Genomic DNA, 22,911 nt, shown 5'->3' with positions numbered 1-22,911 from the left:
TCACTCGACTGTCATTGTTAAAAAACTTGTCCGATTCCTCCCCTTGATTATACGCTAGTAGAGCAAAATATAGAAAATGTTGTGCTGAGGTGTAATAGGCGGCTGCATAGAAACCAAAAAGAGCAAAATTTAGCTTTGGACTCTTCCTCCAGGCTCCAAAAACCATCGCCAAGTTTTTCACAGCATGGTATCTTTAAGATAAGAAAAAAATGAGGAGGCTTTCTATGAGGACCCCAAAATTGAAACAAGTTGCCCCACCACCGGCTTTCTCCGAGATTGCGCCGGTACCCTTGACTGAGGCGACCATGAAGCAACGGCTGGAAAAAGTTTTGCGGCAGATGCGCCAAACAGAATTTGAAGCATTGATCTTTTATGCGGATAAGGAACATGGAAGTAATTTTGAGTATCTGACTGGCTTTTTCCCTCGGTTTGAAGAGGCTTTGCTGGTCTTACACGCAGATGGAACGGCCCATTATATTATGGGCAACGAGAATCTCAAAATGGTAAAGCACGCTCGTCTAAAAGGAGAGCTTCACCACTATCCGCTATTTTCATTGCCTAACCAACCAATGGATGGCCCAGTGGATTTAACAAAAATCTTACAAGCTTGTGGGATTACCTCACAGTTGAAAAAACTAGGCTTAGTGGGTTGGAAAATGTTTACAGCACCACAACAGACCAAAAACGAATCTGCTCTACCAATGTTGGATTTGCCCTATTTCATCGTAGCAGCAGTGCAACAAGCTGCTGCTACAGCTGGACTTAGCAATGGAATACACTTATTGATTGGTGATGGTGGTGCTCGCCGCTGCAATACCCCAAATGAAATCGCCCATTACGAGTACGGCGCCCAACTGGCTTCCAAAGGGATGTATGCGGCTTTATCTCGATTGGAAGTTGGCGTATCAGAGAGACAGTTAGGGGCTCTTTTAAATCAAGAAGGGCAGTTGAACAACGTTGTAACGATTGCTGCTACTGGTCAACGTTTTGAAAATGCGAATTTTTACCCCACTGATAAGCAAGTACGTATCGGTGATCCCGTCTCTTTGACAGTCAGCTACAAAGGGGGCTTATCCAGTCGAACCGGATTTGCGGTAGAAAATGTTACACAATTGCCAAAAGCACAGGTAGATTACTTGGAAAAAATGGTTTATCCATACTTCACAGCTGTAAGTGCTTGGCTAGAGTCTGCTAAAATCGGTATCACCGGCGGGCAGCTGTATCAACAAGTAGAGACTGTTTATCCGAAAGCCGTCTATGGCTGGCATTTAAATCCTGGCCATTTGACAGCCGATGAAGAATGGTTGGCTTCCCCAGTGTATGAAGAATCGACTGAGAAGCTGCAAAGTGGCATGCTGATGCAGCTAGACCTCATTCCGTCAGTGGCGGGTTACCAGGGAACAAGTACGGAAGAATGTCTCTTATTGGCCGATGAACAGCTGCAAAGCCAATTACAAAAGGAGTACCCACACCTCTGGCAGCGTATCCAGCAACGTCGTAACTATCTGATCAATGAACTAGGCATTGCCATTCACGTAGATTTATTGCCTTTATCGGATCTGGTAGCTTATCTGCCGCCATTTCTTTTGGCCCATGATCAAGTGGTGGTTTGGCAAGCACAGTAGTAACTAAAAAGGTTAGTCTCTTTGGTTTGTACCAGTTACGTACCAAGGAGACTAACCTTTCTTATTTTTTATAAAGGATATGCTTTGACCAGCAAAGCCTGCATAAATCCAGTTTCAGCTGGCTCAATAAAAAAGTGTCTTAGCTGTCAGCCATACCTTCGCAATGTTTCAGCAGTGGAAGCAACCAACAATTCCCGCAAAACAGCTAAATCAATGTCTGCTAATTTATTAACATAGATGCAACCCAGAGAGGCTTTATATTTCCCCAAACGTGTGAGAAGTTCCTCTTTTTCCGGAAATTTTGGTTCTACGTAAATACTGTGCCGCACTTTGCGGGGAGCAAAAGCTGCCAGGGGAGCATCCCCTTCGCGCCCGGAATCATAGCGGTAATGATACGTTCCAAAACCAATAATCCCACCGCCCCAAAGAATCGGTTCAAATCCGGTAACTTCAGTAAACAGCGCAGTCAACTGCCAAGCTTCCTCCTGCTTGCGGGCATGTGCAATTTCTTCGATGAAAGTTGCCGGGTCTGCTTGCAACGGACGCAATACCGGTTCTGTCATTTGCCTCTCCCCCTTTTATAACCAGTATACCGGGTCTTTATAGAGCTGCGGTAATTATTAGCTTACTCGTCACAAGTTTTTTAAGCCAGTATTTACGGCAGGCTACAAAAAAGCGCCTTGCTGTCAAGTTAGTGAAGAAACTACTAGCAGCAAGGAGCTTGTTCAACGCTCTACGACTTTTTTGTTTGCAGGTGCCGGATATTTCACGGCATTTTTTACCAGTTTTTCAGCGATGATGGCATCGATATCGAGGGCTAGATTATCAGCCATCATGTAGGAATAGATCAGAACGTCCGCCAATTCTTCTTTGACGCGCTCCAGATCAGCGACTCCTTCTTTTGCAGTCTTCCATTGGAACAACTCCAAGAGCTCAGCAGCTTCCAGCGAAATAGATAGCGCCAAGTCTTTTTCATTGTGGAAAGGACGCCAGTTGCGTTCATCTCGAAAGGCATTAATCTTGGCCATGCTGGTAGCAGTATCTTCTGTCATGCTTTTGCCTCCTCCTGAGTCAAAATATCTGCCACCAGTGGTTTTACCAGAACGATTAGTTCATCCACGGCGACTCTGACACTGACGCCGATTTCGCCGGCTGATACTAAGATTTCTTGATGGTTTTTGACAGAAGTATCGAAAATCTGGACATAATCTGGATGTTGCATTCTTATACCGATGGGAGTGTTGGCGCCATGTTCATAGCCGGTAGCCTCTAAAACGTAGTCCATCGGTGGAAAGCCAAGTTTGCGATTCCCAGTGGCTTTCGCAGTCTTTTTGTAGTCAAGTCGTGCATCTAATGGTACCAAAGCAATCACAGGGCCTGTCTTATTGCCTTTGAGCACTAGTGTCTTAAAGATAGTGCTCGTGTCGATAGCTAGTTCCTCGGCTTTCAGACGCGCCACTTCGTCTTCCATCGTCCAGGGAAATTCCACGCGTTCATACGCAGCTCCATTGGCTTCCAAAAATTCTTCAACAGCAGTTTTTTCAGACATTTTTCTGAATACCTCCTTGTTTTTTGATACGCCAGATAGTCAGGAAAAAGGCAACAAAACACAAAACAAAGCTGCCTAAAAAGGTAATCTTCATTCCATATAAAAAGACATCCGGCCGATCTGCGATATAGTTAGTTACTCGTTGGCCCATCTTAGCAGACATCGCTTGATATAAGACCGTCGTAGAAAGCGAAATCCCGATAACCATCCCCAAATTTCGGGCAAAGGAATTCATGGAGCCTGCCAGTCCCAAATTTTCGATAGTGACCGAGCTCATAACCATCGTATTATTGGGGGACTGGAACAAGGCATTGCCGGCACCCATGATAGCAGTAGCGACAATGTACAGCCACAAAGGAGAGTCCACAGACAAAAACATATACATAACCTGGGTCACTGACAATAAGCCCAAGCCTACTAATACCAAAATCTCCGGGCCAACCCGATCGGTCAGGTAGCCGCTTAAAGGCGCCCCGACGACCATCATCAAAGGAAAGACCATCATCAACAGTCCGGCATAGCTAGGACTCAACCCGCGGGCATTTTGCAGATAAAACGGAATCACTACATTGACGAAGAAGTTGGAAGAAAAAATCAACAAGGCTGTAATCAAGCTCATGGTAAAAATTTTGTTCTTAAAAATACCGAAAGAAACCAATGGAAAGGCTGCTTTTTTTTCAACTTTTAAAAAGCTGACAAAGGCAATCACTGAAATTGCGAACAGTACAAGGGGGACTGGATGGAAAAAGCCACTTTCTTGCCCCAAAAAAATTGCTCCGAAAAAGCTGATAATCGTAGCCGCAATGGCAGCAAAGCCCCCTCTGTCGATTGCGTGGCCGCTCATGGTGATATCTTTTGGTAAGAATTTTTCAGCAATCAACATCGTTATGATTCCCACTGGTACATTGATCCAAAAAATGTACGCCCAAGAAAATTGGGACAAAATCACACCGCCAAGACCTGGTCCGGCAATCGAGCCTAATGAAACAAACGCACCGATGGCACCCAATGCCCGGCCACGTTCATGTATGGGGAAGACTTCTGTGATAATTCCGGTATTTGTAGCCATGGTCATGCTGGCACCGATGGCCTGCACCACCCGGGCGAACAATAAAAACCCCAGCGAATGATTGAACCCACACAACAGCGAGCCCAAGACAAAGATCAGCGTACCGATCCGAAATACTTTGATTTTCCCACGGCTATCGCCAATTTTACCAAACAGCAGCAAACAAGAACAGACGATCATCAGGTAGACGGATACCACCCATTCCGCTTGATTCATTGGCACGCCCATGTCATTTGAGATGGTAGGCAGTGCAATGTTGACAATGCTGCCGTCCAGCGTGGACATGAAGGTAAACATAGATACGGCAATCAAAATCCACCAGCGATTTTTTTGAACTTTCGTATCTTCTTGATAACTATGCATAACAGGACTTCCTTTCTATTGACCGTGTAGCTAAGAACAGTATAGCTTATGGCCACAGCCCTGCAAACTACCCCCGCTCCACGTCATACTCGTGAGACTATGTATCATGAGCAGGTTATAGTATAGTTTATTTCCAAGAAAATTTCATATGTTTTCTCTTAGCATTAATGAAAATGAATGCTAAGATTTGACCATCAAAAAAGAATACCCGGAAGTCGCCGCCTTTTTGACGGGTTCTTCCGGGTATTCTTTTTCTTTGTGCCAACCATTAATTTCGTCAGCCGAGGCTACTAAGTATTTTAAATCAAACGTTTTTTTCTTGTGACAACCTATTTTCGTGTTTAGTAAAACTGGTCATCTCGAAACTCATCATCCTTTGACGATCACTTATCCGGCGGTCCTATGAAGAATTTTCGGACTCCCGGGATAAACCACAAGATGGCAAAGAAAAAGGCGAATGCACACAAAATTTGCACCAGCAGATTCATCTTAGGAAATAACAAAGACAAAATAAAGTAAAATAAAATCCCTGCGATAACCGTGCGAACAGTATATTTCGTTCCTTTCACAAAGACACTTCCTTTCACTCGTTTTTATCAGTGTACTGGACAATCCTAGTGATGGCAATGAAAGCAGCGCAGCAGCGACCAATTTTTGGAAGATGGATTGATGGATTTTTTGTGAACAGTGAGCCGGTAGACGTCTTGGCCCACATATCTCTTTTGCCAGATTGCTTGCAACGTCTCGTCTCCTGATGCAGGACCACGACTTTTATGAAAAGAACAGCAGGAACCTTCCGCCTGTTCTTTTCGTCAGCGACTCTTACTATTTTATCGTCAAATCCAAGTGTTTTTGCTACTACGCTGTCTCATTTATTGCATCGAATCTATAGAAACCCATAGCAACTCAACTGGCATCTTTTTGTGATTGTTCCTTTTGAAGATAGGGTTCAAAGTATTTTCTTTCAGCACTTTTACGTTGACGCACGGCTTCCTCTTTGTCATCGAAGAGACCCAATGAGTGACGAGTACCTTTAAACGTGAGATAGGCCGCCCATCTACCGTCGCGAGTTTGACTGATACCAGTGACACCGCTAGTATTGTTTTTGGGCATTTTTCTTCTCAATGCACAGGTAACTACACCATCAACTCGGGGAAGATTGTCGGCCAATGCCAAATGCCCACAGCTTTTGGTATGTCCTCGTAGCAAATTACCTTTGCCAACCCACAGCTGTTTCCCACAGCTGCACCTGCAGAATACTTCTTCGCCATTCTCGCTGAATTTTAAAACAGTCAATTCATTGAAACGCTGACCAATTAGCTGTTTTAATTTATGGTGTGGGCAAGCGGTAACATAGCCTCGGATTAACTGTCTCCGAGAAACATAGATTTCCTCACCACAGCTGCAGCGACACTGCCAGACGATGCAGCCTTCTTTGCGGTGCATTGTTTTTCCAAGGACCGTCAACTCGCCGAACTGTTCTCCAGTCATCTCGATGCAGCTCTCACGGTATTCCCGTTCCAAATGTCCACAACTACGGGTCCGACCCGCCTTTAAATTAGTATAAAAGCACTCTTTTTGTCTTCCGCAATCACATTGTGTAAGACATTTGATTCGGCTCTTCTCATCGCGATAGGCCGATATGACCGTCAAATGGCTAAAACGGCTACCGACAATCTCCCTTAACGCCAACGTCACCGGCTTGTCCCCCTTGTGCCTTTTCGGGCAACACCACCAGATACTTTGATAATTTCCGGACGTTTCGGCTCTGCTGGTTTTCTGTTTTTCAACTGAAGTTTGACTGCTTTGAACATTTATTGCTTCCTCCAAATTTCTCTATCAGCCGTCACTTAGGAGATAGTGTGACAGCTATGATTTTTAAGCATTGAGAACAGTTATTAATGCTTACATTATGAAGACTTGCTTTTGTATTAGCGGATTTCACAAGGGGCCCCTCACAAAGAGAGAGACATTCTTAAGCTCAAGATATTTGCTGAATACGCTGGATACTAGGTTGCTATTTGTAAGGCTTCTTACTCTATTCTCCACTTCTACTGATTTAAAAAGTTGATATCATTCTCAACTGCCTTTCATTGAATCAAAACATACGCCAGCAGCAACAGTCCCCCATAAATAGACCACAGTGCCAGCTCGTAAACGATCCATTTTCTATCAGCAATTTTTTTCACAAGCAGGTACCCCCTTAACTAAAGTCTGATAGTTAACCAAAACTGCCCGATTCTCCTTGCTTTTTATCCATACCTTCTCGGTTGGTGACTTTGCAAACAGCACTCATCCCACTAGAAATCCTTCTCACTAAAATGCTTAGTTCATTGCCCACCAGTTTTTTTCCTGGCTTGCTTTCAGTTGACTTATGTACGCATTTTTATGGAAAATAATCGTTCTATCAGTGGCGGCGGCCTCACTTAAACATAAAAACAGCTGTCAGCTGGGGAATCGCCGACAGCCTTGTCATCTAGCCGTTAGGGTATCAGTAGTAATGGGAGACTGAAAGGTAAATAACGGACTAGCTTCATAGGTAATGCCCTGAGGTCGGGTATCTGATATTAGAATAGCTTCTTTTCCCCCCCTTTTTTTATCAAATATTTTCCAAAATCAATGAATTCAAAATAGATTTCACTGTTCCATTTTTTAACGCCAACAAGTCCAGCTGCCAGATATCCGATCATTTCAAGAATTCAAAACTTTGTCTAAAAGAATAGCAAAATGCTTGGGAAACAGGTAACATTTTAAATAGAGTATGGTTACCGACAATGACCACCATAAACAGAAAGCAGGAATGCCAATGAATCTAATCCAATTAATCGAAAAGAATGATCGCATTCAAATCTCAATCCTGCAATATCTATTAGATAACGGCCCGGAACTAGCTTCCCAAGATATAATGGATGCGCTATCCATTTCTCGCTTCGTTTTTAAAAACAATATTGAAGGGCTGAGAGAACAGCTTCAGAACCATAACATTCCTTTATCCATTCAATTACAGCCTGAAAAAGACCTCATACGCTTTGAAAAGAGTGATCATGCTGATTTACGACCACTGTATTACGCTTATTTACAACGATCGGCGGATTACCAGCTACTCGTCTATCTTTTCGAACACTCTCGCTTTTCAATTCTTGGTTTGGCAGATACCCTTGCTCTCAGTGAAGCAGCTGTCTATCGTAAGATTGGTCGCCTGAATCAAAGCCTGGCAGAATTCAATATCACCATTAAAAAGCGGCAACTGGCAGGCGAACCATTACAAATTGTGTATTTCTTTTTTCAACTATTTTGGCGCGGAATCCCAGCTGAACAATTAGATTTGCAACTGGTAGATCGTGAAAGCTACGCATTTCTTAACTTGTTGGAAACGCGACTGGATTACCGCTTTTCTGAAAGCAATCGGATTAAACTTTTTTTGTGGATTAAAGTATTGAAACAGCGTCAACCATTCGCTGAGGATAGACCTGTTTTTGTCGAACAGTGGCAAGAATCTGCCAAAACTGATCCTCTTTATCATATTGTCGGACAGACGGCAAAAGACTGCCTTCCTTCACTAATCGCTAGCAACCATCAGAAACTCACACAGTTTCTTTACCTTTTTCTCACCTCCATGTCGGTCTTTTCACCGGGTGATTTGCCAGCTTCTCCAGAGAGCTACTGGCCAACCTTCGATCCGAAAGTACGTCTGCTCAATGATTTAGTAGTTGACCAAGTGAAGACAGCCTACCGCATCGAGCTTGCTGGGATCGATTCAAACTTCATGCGCAGTTGGAAATATTACTTGACCCAGATTCACAGCAGTCTCTGCCATTTTTCTGGGATCATGACCTTCTTTGAAGAAGAATTTCTGTTCAGCTATTTTATCAATAACACCATCGCCAGCCCCAATCTTGAACTTGCTGAGGCCATCACTACTCAAATAGAACTTTTTTTGGAAACACCATTGCCTCCAGCTAGCCGTCTATTTATTGTACGCAACCACTTATATTTCATTAACCAGATGGAAAAATTTTCGGAAAGAACCCTCAAAATCGGTGTTGTTTATGGTGTAGATCCCCTTCAAGAAAATATCGTGACAGAGCGTATTCGTAATGTATTTTCCGGTAAGTTCCAGCTGATTTGTGAAAATGCCAAACGAGAGACTTTCTATGATTTGCTAATCACCGACAGTATGTTATTTGCCACTGACTATGATTACAAACGACTTTACCTAGCCAATGAGTTGAGAACCACGACTGATCTAGCGGCGCTAAACCGACTGTTGACGGAGTTGACAAATTTTACTTAAGTCGCTAAAAATCTGCTCAGTAAAAATAGATGATAACTCTGTTTACCTCTTCTTTTAAGGCACCATTACCAAACGTGAACCACAAACAAAAGACAAGCTGATTTTTTTAAAGCTCATTGGCAGCGGTTGGCTTTGTTAGGCTCAGTAGTCTGCTTATTAGTCCATACTAAAAAAGGAATGTAACATACGTAATTTCCAAGTGCTAAACAGCTTATGTTTAACCACAATTAACAATAAAGTATATGAATGAGGAAAATTTGTGACACTCTTTATGCCTTAGTCCAAAAAGAGAACATCCCCAAAAAAGTGAATGACACTGACTTAGCTTGATGAAATCAAAGAAAGTCTACATTTGAAATTTTTAGCAATGAAAAGCCGACGATCTTCCAATAGTTTTAATGGAAGGTCATCGGCTTTTGGGATCTCACATTTGGTAGTGTTCGTGGCAGAGGACGGTGACTCAACTTATTGTCATCGCTCCGTTTCTAATACTTCTTAGCGTTATTGAGAATTCTTTTTGCGTTTAACCATTTTCAAGCAAATAGCCAAACTCACCAATATAATACCGGTAAGCAGCAGCCAATTGCTGTTTGCTTCACCTGTTTTAGGTAAGGTCAAACGTTCTTTCTTACCTGCCGGCGTGTGGGTATTGGTAATATTGAATCCATCAACTGTTGCCTGGTAACCATTTGGAATACTTTCTTCAATCACTGTATACTGATACTTCTGACCGTTTTGATCATAAGTAGGCAACTTCCCGAAAGAGTAGCGCCAACCACTTGTCTCACTTGCTTCCGTTCGCTGGATAATCTTATTATTTTGTAGTAGCGCCACTGTGATTTTAGTTGGTCGCAGTCCATCTACATCTTGTTGATCCTTCCAGGTCTTTTCTCCAGAAATTTCGGTGGTGATCAGGGTGTTGATTAGGCTCATTCCGTCTGCTGATACTTGGTAGTTTTTAGGGGGATTCACTTCTTTAACAGAATAGCTATATTCTTTACCTGCATCGTCCCTTTTTGGCAGATCAGTAAAGCGATATTTCCACCCACCATTTTGCCCTTTACTTACCTCTTGAAGATAGTCTGTACCTAATGATTTTCCGTTTTGATACAGTTGCACATAAATGCTTTCTGGTCGGGAAGCAAACCGATTTTCTTCATCCTGCCAAGTCTTTTCTCCGGTAACCTCTGTCGTTACCAGTCGATTTACCATGATTGTTCCAGATTCCTGACCCGCATAATTAGGCATAATTTCTTGCCCGTTTTCGTCTGTACGGGTCTCGTGAACCAAGTATTCATACTCGGTACCTTGGATATCAAATTTTGGCAAATTCGTAAAGGTGTACTGCCATTGGCTGTCTGATATAGCTGTACTTTCATCAATCACCTTTTTGACTGGTTCACCTTTTTCGTTGAGAAATGGTTTTTCTTCAGCGGTCCCCACTTTGTAATAAAGTGAAAACTCAATAGACTGCGGTCGGGAACCAAAATCGTTTCCGTTATCCTGCCATTGCTTGATAACAGGCACGTCTGTCACCAGCAAACTGTTTTTGACCGTTAAGGCTGAAAGCTGGTCTTGTTGGTAGTTATTTGTGGTGGTGAGTTCTTTAACAGAATAAATGTAATCGTGCCCTAACTTATCTTTTCGAGGCAGATTTTCAAATGTCACCTGCCAGTTTTCAGCAGTAGAACCAGCGGGGATTTTTCGGGTGTAGTCCGTCCCGAGATTGTCTGTCATAAGTGCTGGTTTTTCTCCTTGGATATTTCGATAAAGTGCCAGCGTAATTTCAGGACGATTGCTACTTGAGTTTCCTTTGTCATCCCACTGTTTGTTAATTGTAATATCCGTAGTCAATAACTCATTAACAATCGTCAGATCCGATCCATCAGTTTCATAACCTGGCGTTTGAGAATAATTTTCTTGTATATTGATCTCTTCAACCTTGTAATGCATCTTATTGCCTTCCTGGTCGTATTCAGGCAATCCGACGATGGTCAGCGGTTCAAAGTTAGGGCCGGCAATATCGAAAATTCCGGAATGGTTTGTCGGTGTTCCAAAAGCTTTAGCCATTGCTTCAGACTCACCTTCGTGCCAAGCATATAACTGAAAGGCGATTCGATCCGGGCGACTGTCAAAGCGATTGTCAAAATCTGACCAGGACTTTTTGACTGTTATTGAAACCGTCGCTAGATTATTGGTGAACAGACTAGTTGCCCCTTGGGCTGCTTCTTCAAGCTGTTGGCTATCTCCTTGTTTCCCGCCATTTGGAATATAGACATTTGTTAAACCAGATAGATTTTCTTTCACACCATACTGGATTAAGTTACCTGACTTGTCATATTTCGGTAATTCTTTAAACGTCCCCTTCCAGGTAGTCGAAGACCCCTTCAGATGAATGGTTTTATCGCTATGGAAGACTTCTGCAAAACTCTTCCATTTGCCACCTTCTTTCACCATCAAGGTAAAATCAAGCGCACTTGGTCGAGTGCCGTAATAGTTATCAGAATCTGACCAATATTTGTTAATCGCAATTGAGGTCGTTTCCATTTTATTATAAAGGTTTTGCCCATCTTTTGACTCTGGTGTAAAGCCCGGCACATCAATTTCTTGTACCTTATAGGTCAAGCTGTCACCACTGCCGTTATACTTCGGTAGATTGTCAAAGTGGTACTTCCATCCTTCAGTGGCGGTAGCTGAATAGCTGAGCTCCTGTCCATCTCGGAAGAAAGGTTGCCAAGAAGCTCCCTGATCCTCACTGTAAAGTAACTGAATGGTAACGGCATCTGGAATCACGTCGAATGTTTCTGCTAAAGGATCCCAGGTTTTTTCTCCTGAAAGAGAAGTTGTCTCCAGTTGGTTGATGAGGTCATAAGGATTGTCCCCATACTTTGTCGTATAGCCATCCACCTTGTCAATTACCTTGTAAACATAGTCTTTTCCATCTTTTTGATTCACTTTTGGTAAATCTGCAAACGAATATTTCCAATTTTTGGCTGCAGTTGTGATGACTTCTTTATAAACTGTGTCATTTTGCAGTAAAGTAACTTTTAAACTGGCAGGCAAAACTAACGCAGCATCGTTTCCAGCCAATGCCCACGTCTTCTCACCCTTGATATCTAAGGTAAGCAAGTTGTTTGTCACTTTGAGCGGATTAGCAGGGGAATACTCGACAGCAGGTTCGCCATAGACAACTTTCCCGTCTGCTACTACACGAATATTTTCTAGTTTAAAACTACCTGAATAGCCAGTCGGATTTGTTGTTTCTGTAATGGTGTAAACTTTATTTGCTTCCAGATCAAAAGAGACCATCCCATCTTGTCCAGAAGTCTTTATCACGTCATTTTTTGGATTACCATCACTTAACGTAAAACTTGCTCCAGCTAAATTATGACCGTCTTGATCGACTTTTTGAAGCTGTATACGGCCCTTATTCAATTGATTTTCGATAGTGATTTCCGTCGTTTCACCAGGTGCAACTGTGCTCTGAGTGTCTACTTCAGTCCAATGATATCCGTCAGGAGCACTAATTTCTTTGAGCAAATATTTTCCCGGAATCAAGTTTGTGATCGACAAAGTACCCTCTGCATCCGTCGTGAAGGTGTGTGCTTCTCCTTCACCGATTGCTTGTCCGAGACCATTCGTTGTGACTTGCGTCGTTGCATCTGCATAATAAAGTTTGAATGTGGCATTTGCCAACACTTTATTGGTATCTTCTGCTGCTACTTTTGTTAAATGAAGCGAGCCTAGTCGCTGATTGACTACTTTCATCATCTGACCGGCCTTAGGATCAGAGCTCTCGTCGATAGTTACCACGATTCCTTTTTTCAGCTCGTCACTAATATAGTACCCATTTGCCGGGGTCTCTTCGATAAGGGTATAGTCATCAAATGTTAGGTTGTCAAAAGTCGCCTCTCCCTTTTCATCGGTTTGACAAGTGGCTACCAATTTACCATTAGAAACTGGACCACGATACAATGCCAAAACAGCATCTGATATTGCTTCGCCACTATCTTGGTCGACTTTTTTTATCAATAAGGAACGTACTTCACCTTGCGCCGTCCCGCCGGCATCTGGTACTTTGACAACCAACTCTTCACTGTCTGAGCCAGACTCTTTGTCGATATTATCCCCAGTGATTGTAGCTGTATTTTTTACTGGAACGTTCTCACCAGGATTTCCAACAAAATTGATTTTGCTATCATAGGTCACCCTATAGTGCTCACTGATATTGCCAAAATCAATTTCAAATTGCTGTTCAGCAAAAGTCGTTTTAAACTTGTCCGTGACATCGTTTCCTTCACTATCACTAATTTTCAATGTCGAAGGAATAACTTTGACATTCACCCACTTGCTGTCCACCAGCTTGACGTTTTTCAATGTCAGTTTTCCCGGGTTTACCTCAATAGCGTAATGAACCGTGGATAGGTCTTGCTTGCTATCATAATTATCCGTTTTGCTTACATAATCGGCATTTTTGGTGTAATCCACACTGGCAGATACTTGCAATTTTTTATTGAGATCGTCTTGGTATGTTGCTGTGTTCTTGGCGCTTCCCACTGCAATTTCGCCATTTTCCGTTGCAACAGTTGTAGTAAATACAAACTCGTAAGCTGCTGTTGATCCTTTTGGAAAACCAGTGACTACTATTTTACCCGCTTCTTCCAAAACAGAAAATCCTGTTGCTTGGGTCTGACCATCTTCTTTGTAAACTTTTCCGTCCCCATTGTAGGTTTGACCGGCTGGAATCGGATCTGTTAGCTTCGCTTGATCACCTAAAGGAATATGACTCGTGTTGAGTTTGATTCGCCAAGTAACAGTATTATTTATGGCGTTAAACTCGCCCCCTTTGCTTCCTTGCACTTGCGCCCGCTGATCTCCCGGTGTCTTAAAACTGCTGTCATCACCGCTAGACCACGTCTTATCTCCTTGGGTAAAGTTATAGGCAGCATCATTTGAAACATTCAGGTCCCACTTATTCTTGTCATATATGCTTTGGAAACGAATTACAAACTCACTTGCCGTTTTCTTATCATAAGCGAGGGTGAATCCCGTATCCGTTATTTCAGTCAACGTATATGTTGCGGGGTCTACTTCTTTTTCTACACCCTTCACGATTTCAAAAAGATGAACATCAGTCGGCTTTTTGCTCCATGTCGAATTTTTTAGTTTATCTGTAAGCTGCCATTTGTCTAAGGTTGCATGTTCTGAATTTATCTTAATCGTCCAATTCACGATGCCGTCATTTTTATCTGAAGAAATGACGCCTCCAGCATTTTGTCCTTTGTCATTTTCTTTGACTATGCCAGATTTAGGCTGCTCAACATTGTTTTCGCCATGGGAGTCATTCCCGTTCCAAGAGATACTATTGGTATATTGGTGTGCATCCCCCTTAGCAGAAGTAAACAGTGTCAAATCAAAGCTGTCAGCAATCCCTTCTGGAAATTCTAATCGGTAAGAACCATCTGAATTTTTGCTGACTTTGATTGTTTTACCCGCATTTTTACCATTTTTGGTGAATTCTGCTTGGAGCATGTCCTGTAGTTCACTGACTGAAAGTTCACGACCATTTTGATCAGTCATAATCTGTCCCTGCCCAATTTTGTCGATGAAAGTCGTACCTCCAGGAATGTCAATTCCCGATTTTGTAAACGTAATCTGCCAAGAAGCCACTCCATCTTTTATCCCAGTCCCACTCTTTTTAATTACACTAGACGACCCAAAAGTAGCACTAGCTGAAGCATCCACTTCTTTTGTTTCTTCTGAAGTTAGATTTGCTTTATTTGTAACTGTCGCACTGAGATCTTCGGGATTCACGGCACTTTCGTATTGATCCAAATCAATGGCCGTATCAAAAGACACCTTATATGCTTTTTTAGTCGGAGACGGAAATTTGAATACCGGATTGCCATTACTATCAAAGCTCGGGGTAAGGGTAATGGCCTTTCCTGGTTCAATCAGCTTTCCTGTCGCTAAATCCACATCATATTCCATCACTGTTAGATTACCTTTATAGGTGGCACCTTTTGGTAAGCAGTCAGTCAATTGACCATTAGTCATTGTATTTGCTGTTTGGTTGGCAATTATTTCCCAACGAACCATGGCTTTGTTGTCGACAATTTCATCGTTCTTAGACTGAGAAACGACTTTTTTAGAGATAGCTTTTGTATTTGGAACGACGATGTTAGGCGTCTCATGATCACTTCCATCAACAAAGGGAACATCGATTTCTGTGTCGCCGGGTCCATCAATTTTATTCTTATCTACTTTTCCGGCGACATTCAATTTCCCTTTAATTCCGGAATTTTTTTCAACTTCATCAGTAAACGTAATTCGCACGGTACCATCTTTGTTAATGACAAAGGTTCCGTAAACACGCCCTTCACTATCAGTCAGTGATCCAGTAAGCTGTTCGGCGTTAATAACGAATTTGTCAGGAAGTTTAAAATCAAAATAGTCGCCAGCTTGGATATGTTTTCGCAGCTCTTCTGGCAAACTCCATTCATATTGCAAAAGCAGATTATCATCTACTTGGATATCCATCCCGTCAATGGGCTGACCATCCTTTGTCAACTCCGCCTCACTAAAAATTGTCTTGCCTTCCTCGGAGTCAAACAAGGCTTCTGCTCCTGGCAATTCAGTAATGTCTCGACCTTCAGCTTTTGCAATTACTTCAGAAGCCGGCGCAACTGAATCTGCCAACTCACTTGAACCAGTTTCCTCTTCCTGTTCTCTTTTATCCTCAGAAACACGGGTCTTTTGGCTCTCAGGAGATTTTGATGCGTCCGTTGCTTGTTCCTGTTTTTCAGAAGTGGCAGTCGTTTTTGACTCCTCTGTTATCGATTCTTTTGTTGTTTCCGTTGTTGACTTGGAGGATGTTTGCACGTTTGCAGACGAAATCACTACCTTCACCGGATTTTGATCCGCTAATAAATTGACTTGTTCTCCTTGGTCATTTTTTTGCCAAATCGCTGAAGAGATATTTACTTCTTCAACTAATTTAGTTTTAAAGTGAACCACTTGCTTCGTCAGCGCTTCGAAAGTCGGCTGTTTTTGTGTTAACCAGCCATCTTTGACTTCGTAGTTGCCATCTTCTATTTGAAGAGCTTGAATCGGAACGGTTTCACCAGCAGATACTAATTTCATTCCGAACTGAGTCGGTGTCGTTTGTGCTGTTTTTGTCACTGTATACTGCCAATCAATCTCTTTTTCATCAGTATTCACTTCATAGCGCAATGTCGTGGCTCCATAATCATTGTGAATAAGCGCGATACTTTCCAGAGCTGTCTTAGTTGCCGCAATCGCAGTGATTCCAGTAAATAGATTCTGGATAAATGGAATCATCAATAGAATTACTGATAAAATAGAAATGCTTTTCTTATTTTTCACCTTAATTCATCCCCTCTTTGTTTTGAACCAACAGTTTTCATCATAAAACGCTCTCCTCTCATCTTGTTCTTTTTTAGAAAGTAAAAAAGATGCCACTGCTCCCATTGACCCAAATAGCCAAGATGAGACTAGCATCTTATGAAAACCTGCTACATATCATATATATCGCGATTTCAACAATTGTTTTTATCGGAAATTTGCATGTTTAACTAAAAAAAGTATAAAAAAACAGCCCCGAGAAAATTGTAGCTTTCTCGGGGCCAACTCAATCTGTACAAGCCAGGAAAAGGCCGTCTCCTGACTTTCTAGATAGCCTTACAACACAAAAGAAACTCCTAATCCATAACACGACAAAACCACTTACTATTCAAAGAAAATAGCAAAATTATCATCTTCTGTTTGCTTCTCTGCTTTGTTTCATTAAAAGCAGTTGAATTAGCTTCCTACAAAAAAAAACAGAGCCCTCCACTTTCACAAGTGGCAGCTCTGATTTTTATTATTAACTGGACTCTTTTTTTCACCACAGTGGTTATTTCAGCCTGTATTTCAGCCATCATAAGTCAGCTATTCATTAAGCATTTGTTAGTTACTATTTGGTAATAATGACGTCTGAGGCCTTGATATCTGCTCCAAAAAACGGCTTCAACGTCGCGTCATAGGCTGTTTCAAAGAAATTGGCATCGGAAAGTTTATCAAGGTCTTCATTGACCCATTTCAAAAGTGTCTCATTGCCTTTTTTCACTGCAGGATTGATGGTAGAGACTTCGCCAATTTCTTTGATTCCCACTTCATAGTCAGGATTTTCTTTGACCCAAGCATACAAGTAGGTGTTGTCATCTGCCAATGCTGCCCCTCGACCATCTGTCAGCGCTTGGAACTGCTGGCTTTTAGATTCGTATTTTTCCAGCTGGACGTCAGGATATTCCTTAGTAAAGTAGGTTTCAGCAGTCGTTCCTTTGGTCACGATCAGCTCTTTTCCTGACAAGGCATCTGGAGAAGTGATAGCCGCTTTTTTCAAAGAGACCACGCCGATGCCGACTTTCATATAAGGATTAGCAAAATCCACGACTTTTTCTCGCTCGGGTGTTTTAGTGAAGTTGGCCAACACGATGTCAACCTTGTTAGATTTCAAAGCGTCTACTCGTTCTTCGGCGTTGACGACCACAAATTCAACTTTATTTTCATCTCCCAGCAGATCTTTGGCCAATTGCTTAGCCAAGTACACATCATAGCCTTGGTTTTCACCTTTTTCATCCAAGTATCCGTATGGGGAAAGGTCTCCAAAAACAGCAACTTTCAGCTTGTCCCGTTTCTTGATAGCAGTCACAGACGACGCTTCTTCTTGATTGCTTTTGGTGGCTTTCGCAGTACTTGACCCACAGCCTGCCAAACTTCCGATGGTGAGGATAGACAAAATACTCAACAATACCTTTTTCTTCATATTCATTCGCTCCCTTTTTATAAGTTTGTATAGTCAAGACTTTGGAGAAAGTCTCGCGCCCGTTTGGTTTGTGGCCCGGAAAAAAAGGCCGGTGTTGCTGAATTTTCGATAATTTTGCCTTCTGCCATAAACAGAACGCGATCGCTCACTTGCTGAGCAAATGACATCTCGTGGGTTACGATTAAAAGTGTTTTATCTGTTTTTGCCAGCTCCAAAATGACTTCTAATACTTCTCGCACCATTTCTGGATCTAAAGAAGCTGTTACTTCATCAAAAAGCATCAGACGGGGCTTCATGCAAAGACTGCGTATGATTGCGACCCGCTGTTTTTGACCACCGGAAAGTTGGCGGGGATAATCCTGCGCCCGTTCTTTCAGACCAACTCGTGCCAGCCAGTCCAGCGCCTCTCGTTCAACTTCCTTTGGCTCTCGTTTTTGTACTTTTACTGGTCCCAGCAGGAGATTTTCCAACACTGTTTTGTTCGGAAAAAGATCATAGCTTTGAAAAACCATTCCGATTTCCTGCCGTAGCTGTTGCCAATTCTTTTCGCTTCGTTCAATCTTGTTTCCATCAAAAAACAGTTCACCAGAAGCAATCGTTTCTAGCCCATTCAAGCAGCGAAGCAAGGTACTCTTACCACTGCCGGAAGGACCCAGCAATGCCACGACTTCCCCTTCCTCGATGGCTAGATCCACTTCAGAAAGAATCACCTTATTGCCAATTTTTTTTGTGATGCCCTTGCCAGACATGATTTCTGCCATGGTCAGCCCTCCTCTTTTTCTAACCGTTGCGCCAACCAACTCAGTGGGTAACACAGCATAAAATATAAGATAAAAATGACACCATAAATCCACAGACTAACCGTCGGAATTGTAACCGTGTAATGTTCAATGATTTGAGTACCTACTCGAATCAGCTCTGCCACGCCAATCATCATCAGTAAACTAGTAGTTTTGATCACCCGGGTCACTAGATTTAACGTCATGGGAATAATCTGCTTTAGCCCTTGGGGTAGCAAAATATAGCGGTACAGCTGTCCTCGAGAAAACCCTAGTGAACGCCCACTCTCGACTTGAGAAAGACTGACCGATTGAATGCCGCTGCGGACGAGGTCACTCATTTCCGCTGATATCCATAGAACGAAGACCAAAAGGGAGACGACTTCTTTTGAAATCGAGCCTCCGGTAGCTTCCGGCAAGATGTAATAGAAAACAAAGAGCAACACCAGCAATGGCACAATTCGAAAAATTTCCAGATAGATTTTGAGAAGCCCTTTAACCAGGGAATTATTCCCTGTTCGGAGGATTCCCAGAAAAACACCTAGCAGCAGTCCAATCACAAGCGAAATTGCTGACAACTTGATTACTTCTACCAACGCTAGCAGCAAGCGCTGAAGATTGTTTCCTTCAAAGAGTATTCTGATTCCCTGTGGCATGGCGGACCCTCCTTTCCCACAAATGCAGCGGTAAAATCAGCGGCAGCAAGATTACGCCGTAGCTGACCACCAGCAAAAAGAGAAACTCCCGCGTCATGTAGTACATGCCAATAAGATCTTTTGCAGTATTGGTCAAGTCCATGATAGAGATGGCGCTAAAAACCGAGGTTTCTTTCAATAAAAAGATGGCATTGGCACCTAAACTAGGAATTGCTAAGGGAAGTCCTTGCGGTAAAATCACTTGGCTAGCCAGTTGCCAGCGGGAAAAGCCCAGAGACTTCCCCGCCTCCACTTGAACTTTAGGAACTTGTTGAAAACTCCCGCGAAAAGCTTCTGCCATATATGAACCACCTAAAAAGGTGAGTCCAATAACGGCAGCAGTTGCTTTCTCCAAAGAAATTCCGATTTTTGGCAGACCGTAATACAGAAAAAACAATTGGATCAATAATGGCGTGTTGCGGGAAAGCTCGGTGTAAATAGTGCCCAGCCTAGCCAAAATCGGGAGTTGGAAAAAGCGGCTGACGGCTACGAAAAAGCCTACCACTAAGGATAGGAAAATCCCCGCCACTCCTAAACTAACCGTAAGAACTAATGCTTTTCCAAACAGTGGTATCTGTTGGAAAATGAGTTGAAAATCCATGTTCGACTTCCTTTCTAAGCTGGCATTTGTCTATAGCCTGCCGTCTTTTTAAAACTAGATGAGTACCGACTTCTTGTGCATCCAACATCCAACTAGCTTCTTTAATAGTAGTTTTAGGCAATTGACCCAACCTATCTAGCCAATCCCCCTTGCAAAAAAACTATAAAAAAAAGACCCCCTTATCTAAAAGGGCGATCTGGTCGCGGTACCACCTTTGTTTGCCGCAAATACTGCAGCCTTTGTGCCGAACTATGCGACAACTTCTAGGGATAACGGCCCTTCCGCTTTTCGCTCAAGCAAACGTGCTCTTACGAAAAAATGCTCCCAGACCATCTTCCAAGAAATGCCTTTGTTTTCTTTCAGCATACGAAAACTCTCTGTTAAAAGGCTATGTCTTGTACTCATCTGTTCCCTGCGATTGCTATTTGGATTGTGAAGTTATTATATAATCCAAGTATTTTAAAAGCAACGCTCTGGGGGATTGGTGTTTTTTATCGTTGGTGATAGTTTTTGCCTATCATTAAGTTCTGTCAAAAAATCAGCGCAACATCTAAAAGAAATAAAACTGATTTTCCTAATTTCTCCTTCGATAATAACGCAGCCCCTCTTTTTCCTCGGATATAAAAAACACCGAACAACTGCTCTAGAAACGAGCGATTGTTCGGTGTTCCTTGGTTTCATTTTGAAAAAGCACTGCTACCACACTGCTTACTAACTGTCGCGACGAATCACGTTTTGGAGTGCTGCTGGTTCGGTGAAAAAGGCTTTGAGATTTCCTGCTGCGATTTCCAAGAAGAGTTCCTTGGTCTTATCCAAGTGAAAACCACCGGCTACGTGGGGTGTCAGGACTAAATTGTGCACATCCCAATAAGGGGAATCCTTAGGCAATGGCTCTGGATCAATCACATCCAAAGCAGCCATAAAGTCACTGTTTTTTTCCATATGGGCAATCAAAGCTGGGGTATCCACCAAATCGCCTCGACCCACATTGATCAAAATCAAATCAGCCTTGGCTTGATTCAAAAGCGAGGTGTCTACCAAGTGATGGGTTTCTGCAGTTGCAGGAGCACAAAGGATGAGAACATCCAGATCAGCTACCGTTTCACCAATAGTTGCCATGGGACGAACTTCGGCAACTGCTTCTAGTTGAATTTCAGAGTCGATATCATAGCCAATCACTGTCGCCCCTAAGCTGTAAAAACGAGTAGCGACGTTGCGTCCGATGTCTCCTAATCCCACTACTCCGACACGGGAACCAAAAACCGATTTTACTCGGCCTTCTCTGGCCCAATCGTGGGACAGCTGATCTCGCAAATACAGATGCAGTTTGCGCATAAGCATTAGACACAAAGACAAGGCATGTTCAGAAACCGTCAAGCCATAGGTGCCTCGCGCATTTGAAAGAATAGTTTGTGGCGGCAAAACTCCCGGCTGCAAATATTCATCGTAACCGGCACTGTTCAACTGCAGCCACTTCAAATTCGTCAACTGATCTGAAAGCAGGCCCACTGGCGGATTACCGATAATGATCGTTGCCTCTGCCAGCTGTTCTTTCGTTACACTAGTCTTATCAGTGAAGGTGAAGTGGGCTTGCGGAAATCGTTGCTGGAAGTCAAGCTGCTGGTCTTCATCAATACCGAGTAAAAAGAGAATATTTTCCATAGTTACCTCCAATTTTTTGATGATGGTTTATTTACTCAGTATACCAGTTATAGTGGAAAATACCTTCCCGATCGGTTCGCTGATAGGTGTGTGCTCCAAAATAATCCCGTTGAGCTTGAATCAGATTGGCCGGTAATTGTGGGGCACGGTAAGAATCGAAATAAGCAATGGCACTGGAGAAAGTCGGCACCGGAATACCCGCTTGAACAGCTAGGGCAACCACATCTCGCAAGGACTGCTGATAGTTGGCGGTGATTTGACTGAAATAATCATCTAATAATAGATTTTCCAGATCCGGTGTCGTTTCATAAGCTTCCGTGATTTTTTGCAAAAAACGTGCCCGAATGATACAACCGGCCCGCCAGATTTTGGCAATCTCTCCAGGCGCCAGTTCCCAACCATAGTCCTTCGAAGCGGTACGTAGTTGAGCAAAGCCCTGAGCATAACTCATAATTTTTGAAAAATACAACGCTTGGCGGATTTTTTCAATCAATTCTTGTTGGTCCCCTTCATAGCCTTTCGGTGTCGGGCCTGTCAGCTGAGTGGCAGCATTCACTCGTTCCTCTTTGTAGGCAGAAATAAAGCGGGCAAAAACAGATTCTGTAATCAACGGCAGTGGCACTCCTAAATCCAAAGCCGACTGGCTGGTCCATTTGCCAGTGCCTTTGTTACCAGCGGCATCCAAAATCAGCTCAACAATTGGTTTACCAGTGCCTAAATCGTCTTTTCGAGTCAAGATGTCAGCGGTAATTTCAATCAGATAGCTGTCCAGTTCCCCTTGATTCCACTCGTTGAAAATCGGAGCCATTTCAGCTGCCGATAAGCCTAAAATTCGTTGCAGCAGGTCGTAAGATTCAGCAATCAACTGCATGTCGCCATATTCGATACCATTGTGGACCATTTTGACGTAATGTCCTGCCCCATCAGGACCGATATACGTGACACACGGACTCCCGTCTTCGGCTTTAGCAGCAATCTGCTCCAAAATTGGCGCTACTAGTTCGTAGGCCGCTTTTTGTCCGCCAGGCATAATCGACGGTCCCTTCAACGCACCTTCCTCGCCGCCGGATACGCCGGTACCGATGAAATTGATGCCCGAATCTGCCAGCTCTTCACTGCGGCGAATGGTATCTTGGAAAAAAGTATTGCCGCCATCGATTAAGATATCTCCTTTATCGAGATAAGGCAGCAGGTCCTTAATCGTGGCATCAGTAGCAGGTCCCGCCTTGACCATCAGCAGAATCCGCCGCGGTTTTTCAACAGACTGAACAAAATCTGAGATACTGTATGTTGCTTTGAAACGTTTGTCCGGATGCTCTGCGATGACTTCCTCGGTTTTGTCGTTACTGCGGTTGTACAATGCCACTGAGTAGCCGCGGCTTTCAATATTCAAGGCCAGATTTTTCCCCATTACGGCCATCCCTACGACACCAATTTGTTGTTCCAT

The 22,911-nt window shown here is 43.0% G+C and carries 15 protein-coding genes and 1 other annotated feature; of the genes, 2 read left to right on the top strand and 13 right to left on the bottom strand.

All coding sequences use genetic code 11. The annotated features are described in order from the left end of the window. The first annotated feature begins 224 nt into the window (after positions 1-224). Positions 225-1,625, top strand: a complete 1,401-nt coding sequence (locus tag ACOMA8_RS03760; protein WP_421368637.1) for a M24 family metallopeptidase — start codon at positions 225-227, stop codon at positions 1,623-1,625. A gap of 146 nt (positions 1,626-1,771) precedes the next feature. Here ACOMA8_RS03760 and ACOMA8_RS03755 read toward each other — a convergent pair whose 3' ends face one another. The 6 genes from ACOMA8_RS03755 to ACOMA8_RS03730 form a co-directional block, all read right to left on the bottom strand. Further along, entirely contained in the window at positions 1,772-2,188 is a 417-nt protein-coding gene (locus ACOMA8_RS03755; protein ID WP_161899951.1) for a DUF1801 domain-containing protein, read from the bottom strand. 162 nt (positions 2,189-2,350) lie between these two features. Then, positions 2,351-2,677 (bottom strand): nucleotide pyrophosphohydrolase, encoded by a 327-nt coding sequence (locus tag ACOMA8_RS03750; RefSeq protein WP_421368635.1) that lies wholly within the window; start codon positions 2,675-2,677, stop codon positions 2,351-2,353. Continuing rightward, on the bottom strand, positions 2,674-3,174 hold the full coding sequence (locus ACOMA8_RS03745) for a YbaK/EbsC family protein (RefSeq protein WP_237580445.1): 501 nt from the start codon (positions 3,172-3,174) through the stop codon (positions 2,674-2,676). Before ACOMA8_RS03745 ends, ACOMA8_RS03750 begins: the two co-directional genes overlap by 4 nt. Next, complete coding sequence (locus tag ACOMA8_RS03740) at positions 3,167-4,606, bottom strand: MFS transporter (protein WP_421368633.1); 1,440 nt, start codon at positions 4,604-4,606, stop codon at positions 3,167-3,169. The genes ACOMA8_RS03745 and ACOMA8_RS03740 overlap by 8 nt, the downstream gene beginning before the upstream one ends. A gap of 383 nt (positions 4,607-4,989) precedes the next feature. Beyond that, positions 4,990-5,175, bottom strand: a complete 186-nt coding sequence (locus ACOMA8_RS03735) for a hypothetical protein (protein WP_161899954.1) — start codon at positions 5,173-5,175, stop codon at positions 4,990-4,992. Positions 5,176-5,512: 337 nt separating this feature from the next. Beyond that, the gene (locus ACOMA8_RS03730; protein ID WP_421368630.1) at positions 5,513-6,304 is read right to left on the bottom strand and encodes an AP2/ERF family transcription factor; all 792 of its coding nucleotides are present in this window, start codon (positions 6,302-6,304) and stop codon (positions 5,513-5,515) included. A gap of 1,108 nt (positions 6,305-7,412) precedes the next feature. Here ACOMA8_RS03730 and ACOMA8_RS03725 point away from each other — a divergent pair. Next, positions 7,413-8,900 carry an AcpB/EbpR/MafR family transcriptional regulator gene (locus ACOMA8_RS03725; RefSeq protein ID WP_421368627.1) on the top strand — a complete coding sequence of 496 codons (1,488 nt, stop codon included), beginning with the start codon at positions 7,413-7,415 and terminating at the stop codon, positions 8,898-8,900. Between the two features lie 501 nt (positions 8,901-9,401). Here ACOMA8_RS03725 and ACOMA8_RS03720 read toward each other — a convergent pair. From ACOMA8_RS03720 to gndA, 7 genes are all read right to left on the bottom strand, one after another. Further along, entirely contained in the window at positions 9,402-16,286 is a 6,885-nt protein-coding gene (locus tag ACOMA8_RS03720) for a Cna B-type domain-containing protein (RefSeq protein WP_421368624.1), read from the bottom strand. A gap of 589 nt (positions 16,287-16,875) precedes the next feature. Then, positions 16,876-17,727, bottom strand: coding sequence for a transporter substrate-binding domain-containing protein (locus tag ACOMA8_RS03715; RefSeq protein WP_421368621.1), 852 nt, complete (start codon positions 17,725-17,727; stop codon positions 16,876-16,878). 17 nt (positions 17,728-17,744) lie between these two features. Then, the gene (locus ACOMA8_RS03710) at positions 17,745-18,488 is read right to left on the bottom strand and encodes an amino acid ABC transporter ATP-binding protein (protein ID WP_161899958.1); all 744 of its coding nucleotides are present in this window, start codon (positions 18,486-18,488) and stop codon (positions 17,745-17,747) included. 2 nt (positions 18,489-18,490) lie between these two features. Beyond that, the gene (locus ACOMA8_RS03705; RefSeq protein ID WP_421368618.1) at positions 18,491-19,162 is read right to left on the bottom strand and encodes an amino acid ABC transporter permease; all 672 of its coding nucleotides are present in this window, start codon (positions 19,160-19,162) and stop codon (positions 18,491-18,493) included. Beyond that, positions 19,134-19,802 (bottom strand): amino acid ABC transporter permease, encoded by a 669-nt coding sequence (locus tag ACOMA8_RS03700; protein WP_421368615.1) that lies wholly within the window; start codon positions 19,800-19,802, stop codon positions 19,134-19,136. Before ACOMA8_RS03700 ends, ACOMA8_RS03705 begins: the two co-directional genes overlap by 29 nt. A 184-nt stretch (positions 19,803-19,986) precedes the next feature. Then, positions 19,987-20,224 (bottom strand) — a binding site (T-box leader). Positions 20,225-20,513: 289 nt separating this feature from the next. Next, positions 20,514-21,464: a D-2-hydroxyacid dehydrogenase gene (locus tag ACOMA8_RS03695; RefSeq protein WP_161899961.1), complete on the bottom strand. Its 951-nt coding sequence runs from the start codon at positions 21,462-21,464 to the stop codon at positions 20,514-20,516. Positions 21,465-21,495: 31 nt separating this feature from the next. Continuing rightward, a complete protein-coding gene (gndA, locus tag ACOMA8_RS03690; RefSeq protein WP_421368613.1) occupies positions 21,496-22,911 on the bottom strand; it encodes an NADP-dependent phosphogluconate dehydrogenase in 1,416 nt (471 codons plus the stop codon).

It is taken from the genome of Enterococcus infantis, from assembly GCF_049166715.1.
Classification (GTDB): Bacteria; Bacillota; Bacilli; order Lactobacillales; family Enterococcaceae; genus Enterococcus_C; species Enterococcus_C leclercqii.
This window is presented reverse-complemented; position numbering and strand designations above follow the sequence as displayed.

Excerpts from the sequence above, each read along its gene's own strand:
- ACOMA8_RS03760 (WP_421368637.1), top strand. The coding sequence starts at position 225 with ATGAGGACCCCAAAATTGAAACAAGTTGCCCCACCACCGGCTTTCTCC.
- ACOMA8_RS03755 (WP_161899951.1), bottom strand. The coding sequence starts at position 2,188 with ATGACAGAACCGGTATTGCGTCCGTTGCAAGCAGACCCGGCAACTTTC.
- ACOMA8_RS03750 (WP_421368635.1), bottom strand. The coding sequence starts at position 2,677 with ATGACAGAAGATACTGCTACCAGCATGGCCAAGATTAATGCCTTTCGA.
- ACOMA8_RS03745 (WP_237580445.1), bottom strand. The coding sequence starts at position 3,174 with ATGTCTGAAAAAACTGCTGTTGAAGAATTTTTGGAAGCCAATGGAGCT.
- ACOMA8_RS03740 (WP_421368633.1), bottom strand. The coding sequence starts at position 4,606 with ATGCATAGTTATCAAGAAGATACGAAAGTTCAAAAAAATCGCTGGTGG.
- ACOMA8_RS03725 (WP_421368627.1), top strand. The coding sequence starts at position 7,413 with ATGAATCTAATCCAATTAATCGAAAAGAATGATCGCATTCAAATCTCA.
- ACOMA8_RS03715 (WP_421368621.1), bottom strand. The coding sequence starts at position 17,727 with ATGAAGAAAAAGGTATTGTTGAGTATTTTGTCTATCCTCACCATCGGA.
- ACOMA8_RS03710 (WP_161899958.1), bottom strand. The coding sequence starts at position 18,488 with ATGGCAGAAATCATGTCTGGCAAGGGCATCACAAAAAAAATTGGCAAT.
- ACOMA8_RS03705 (WP_421368618.1), bottom strand. The coding sequence starts at position 19,162 with ATGCCACAGGGAATCAGAATACTCTTTGAAGGAAACAATCTTCAGCGC.
- ACOMA8_RS03700 (WP_421368615.1), bottom strand. The coding sequence starts at position 19,802 with ATGGATTTTCAACTCATTTTCCAACAGATACCACTGTTTGGAAAAGCA.
- ACOMA8_RS03695 (WP_161899961.1), bottom strand. The coding sequence starts at position 21,464 with ATGGAAAATATTCTCTTTTTACTCGGTATTGATGAAGACCAGCAGCTT.
- gndA (WP_421368613.1), bottom strand. The coding sequence starts at position 22,911 with ATGGAACAACAAATTGGTGTCGTAGGGATGGCCGTAATGGGGAAAAAT.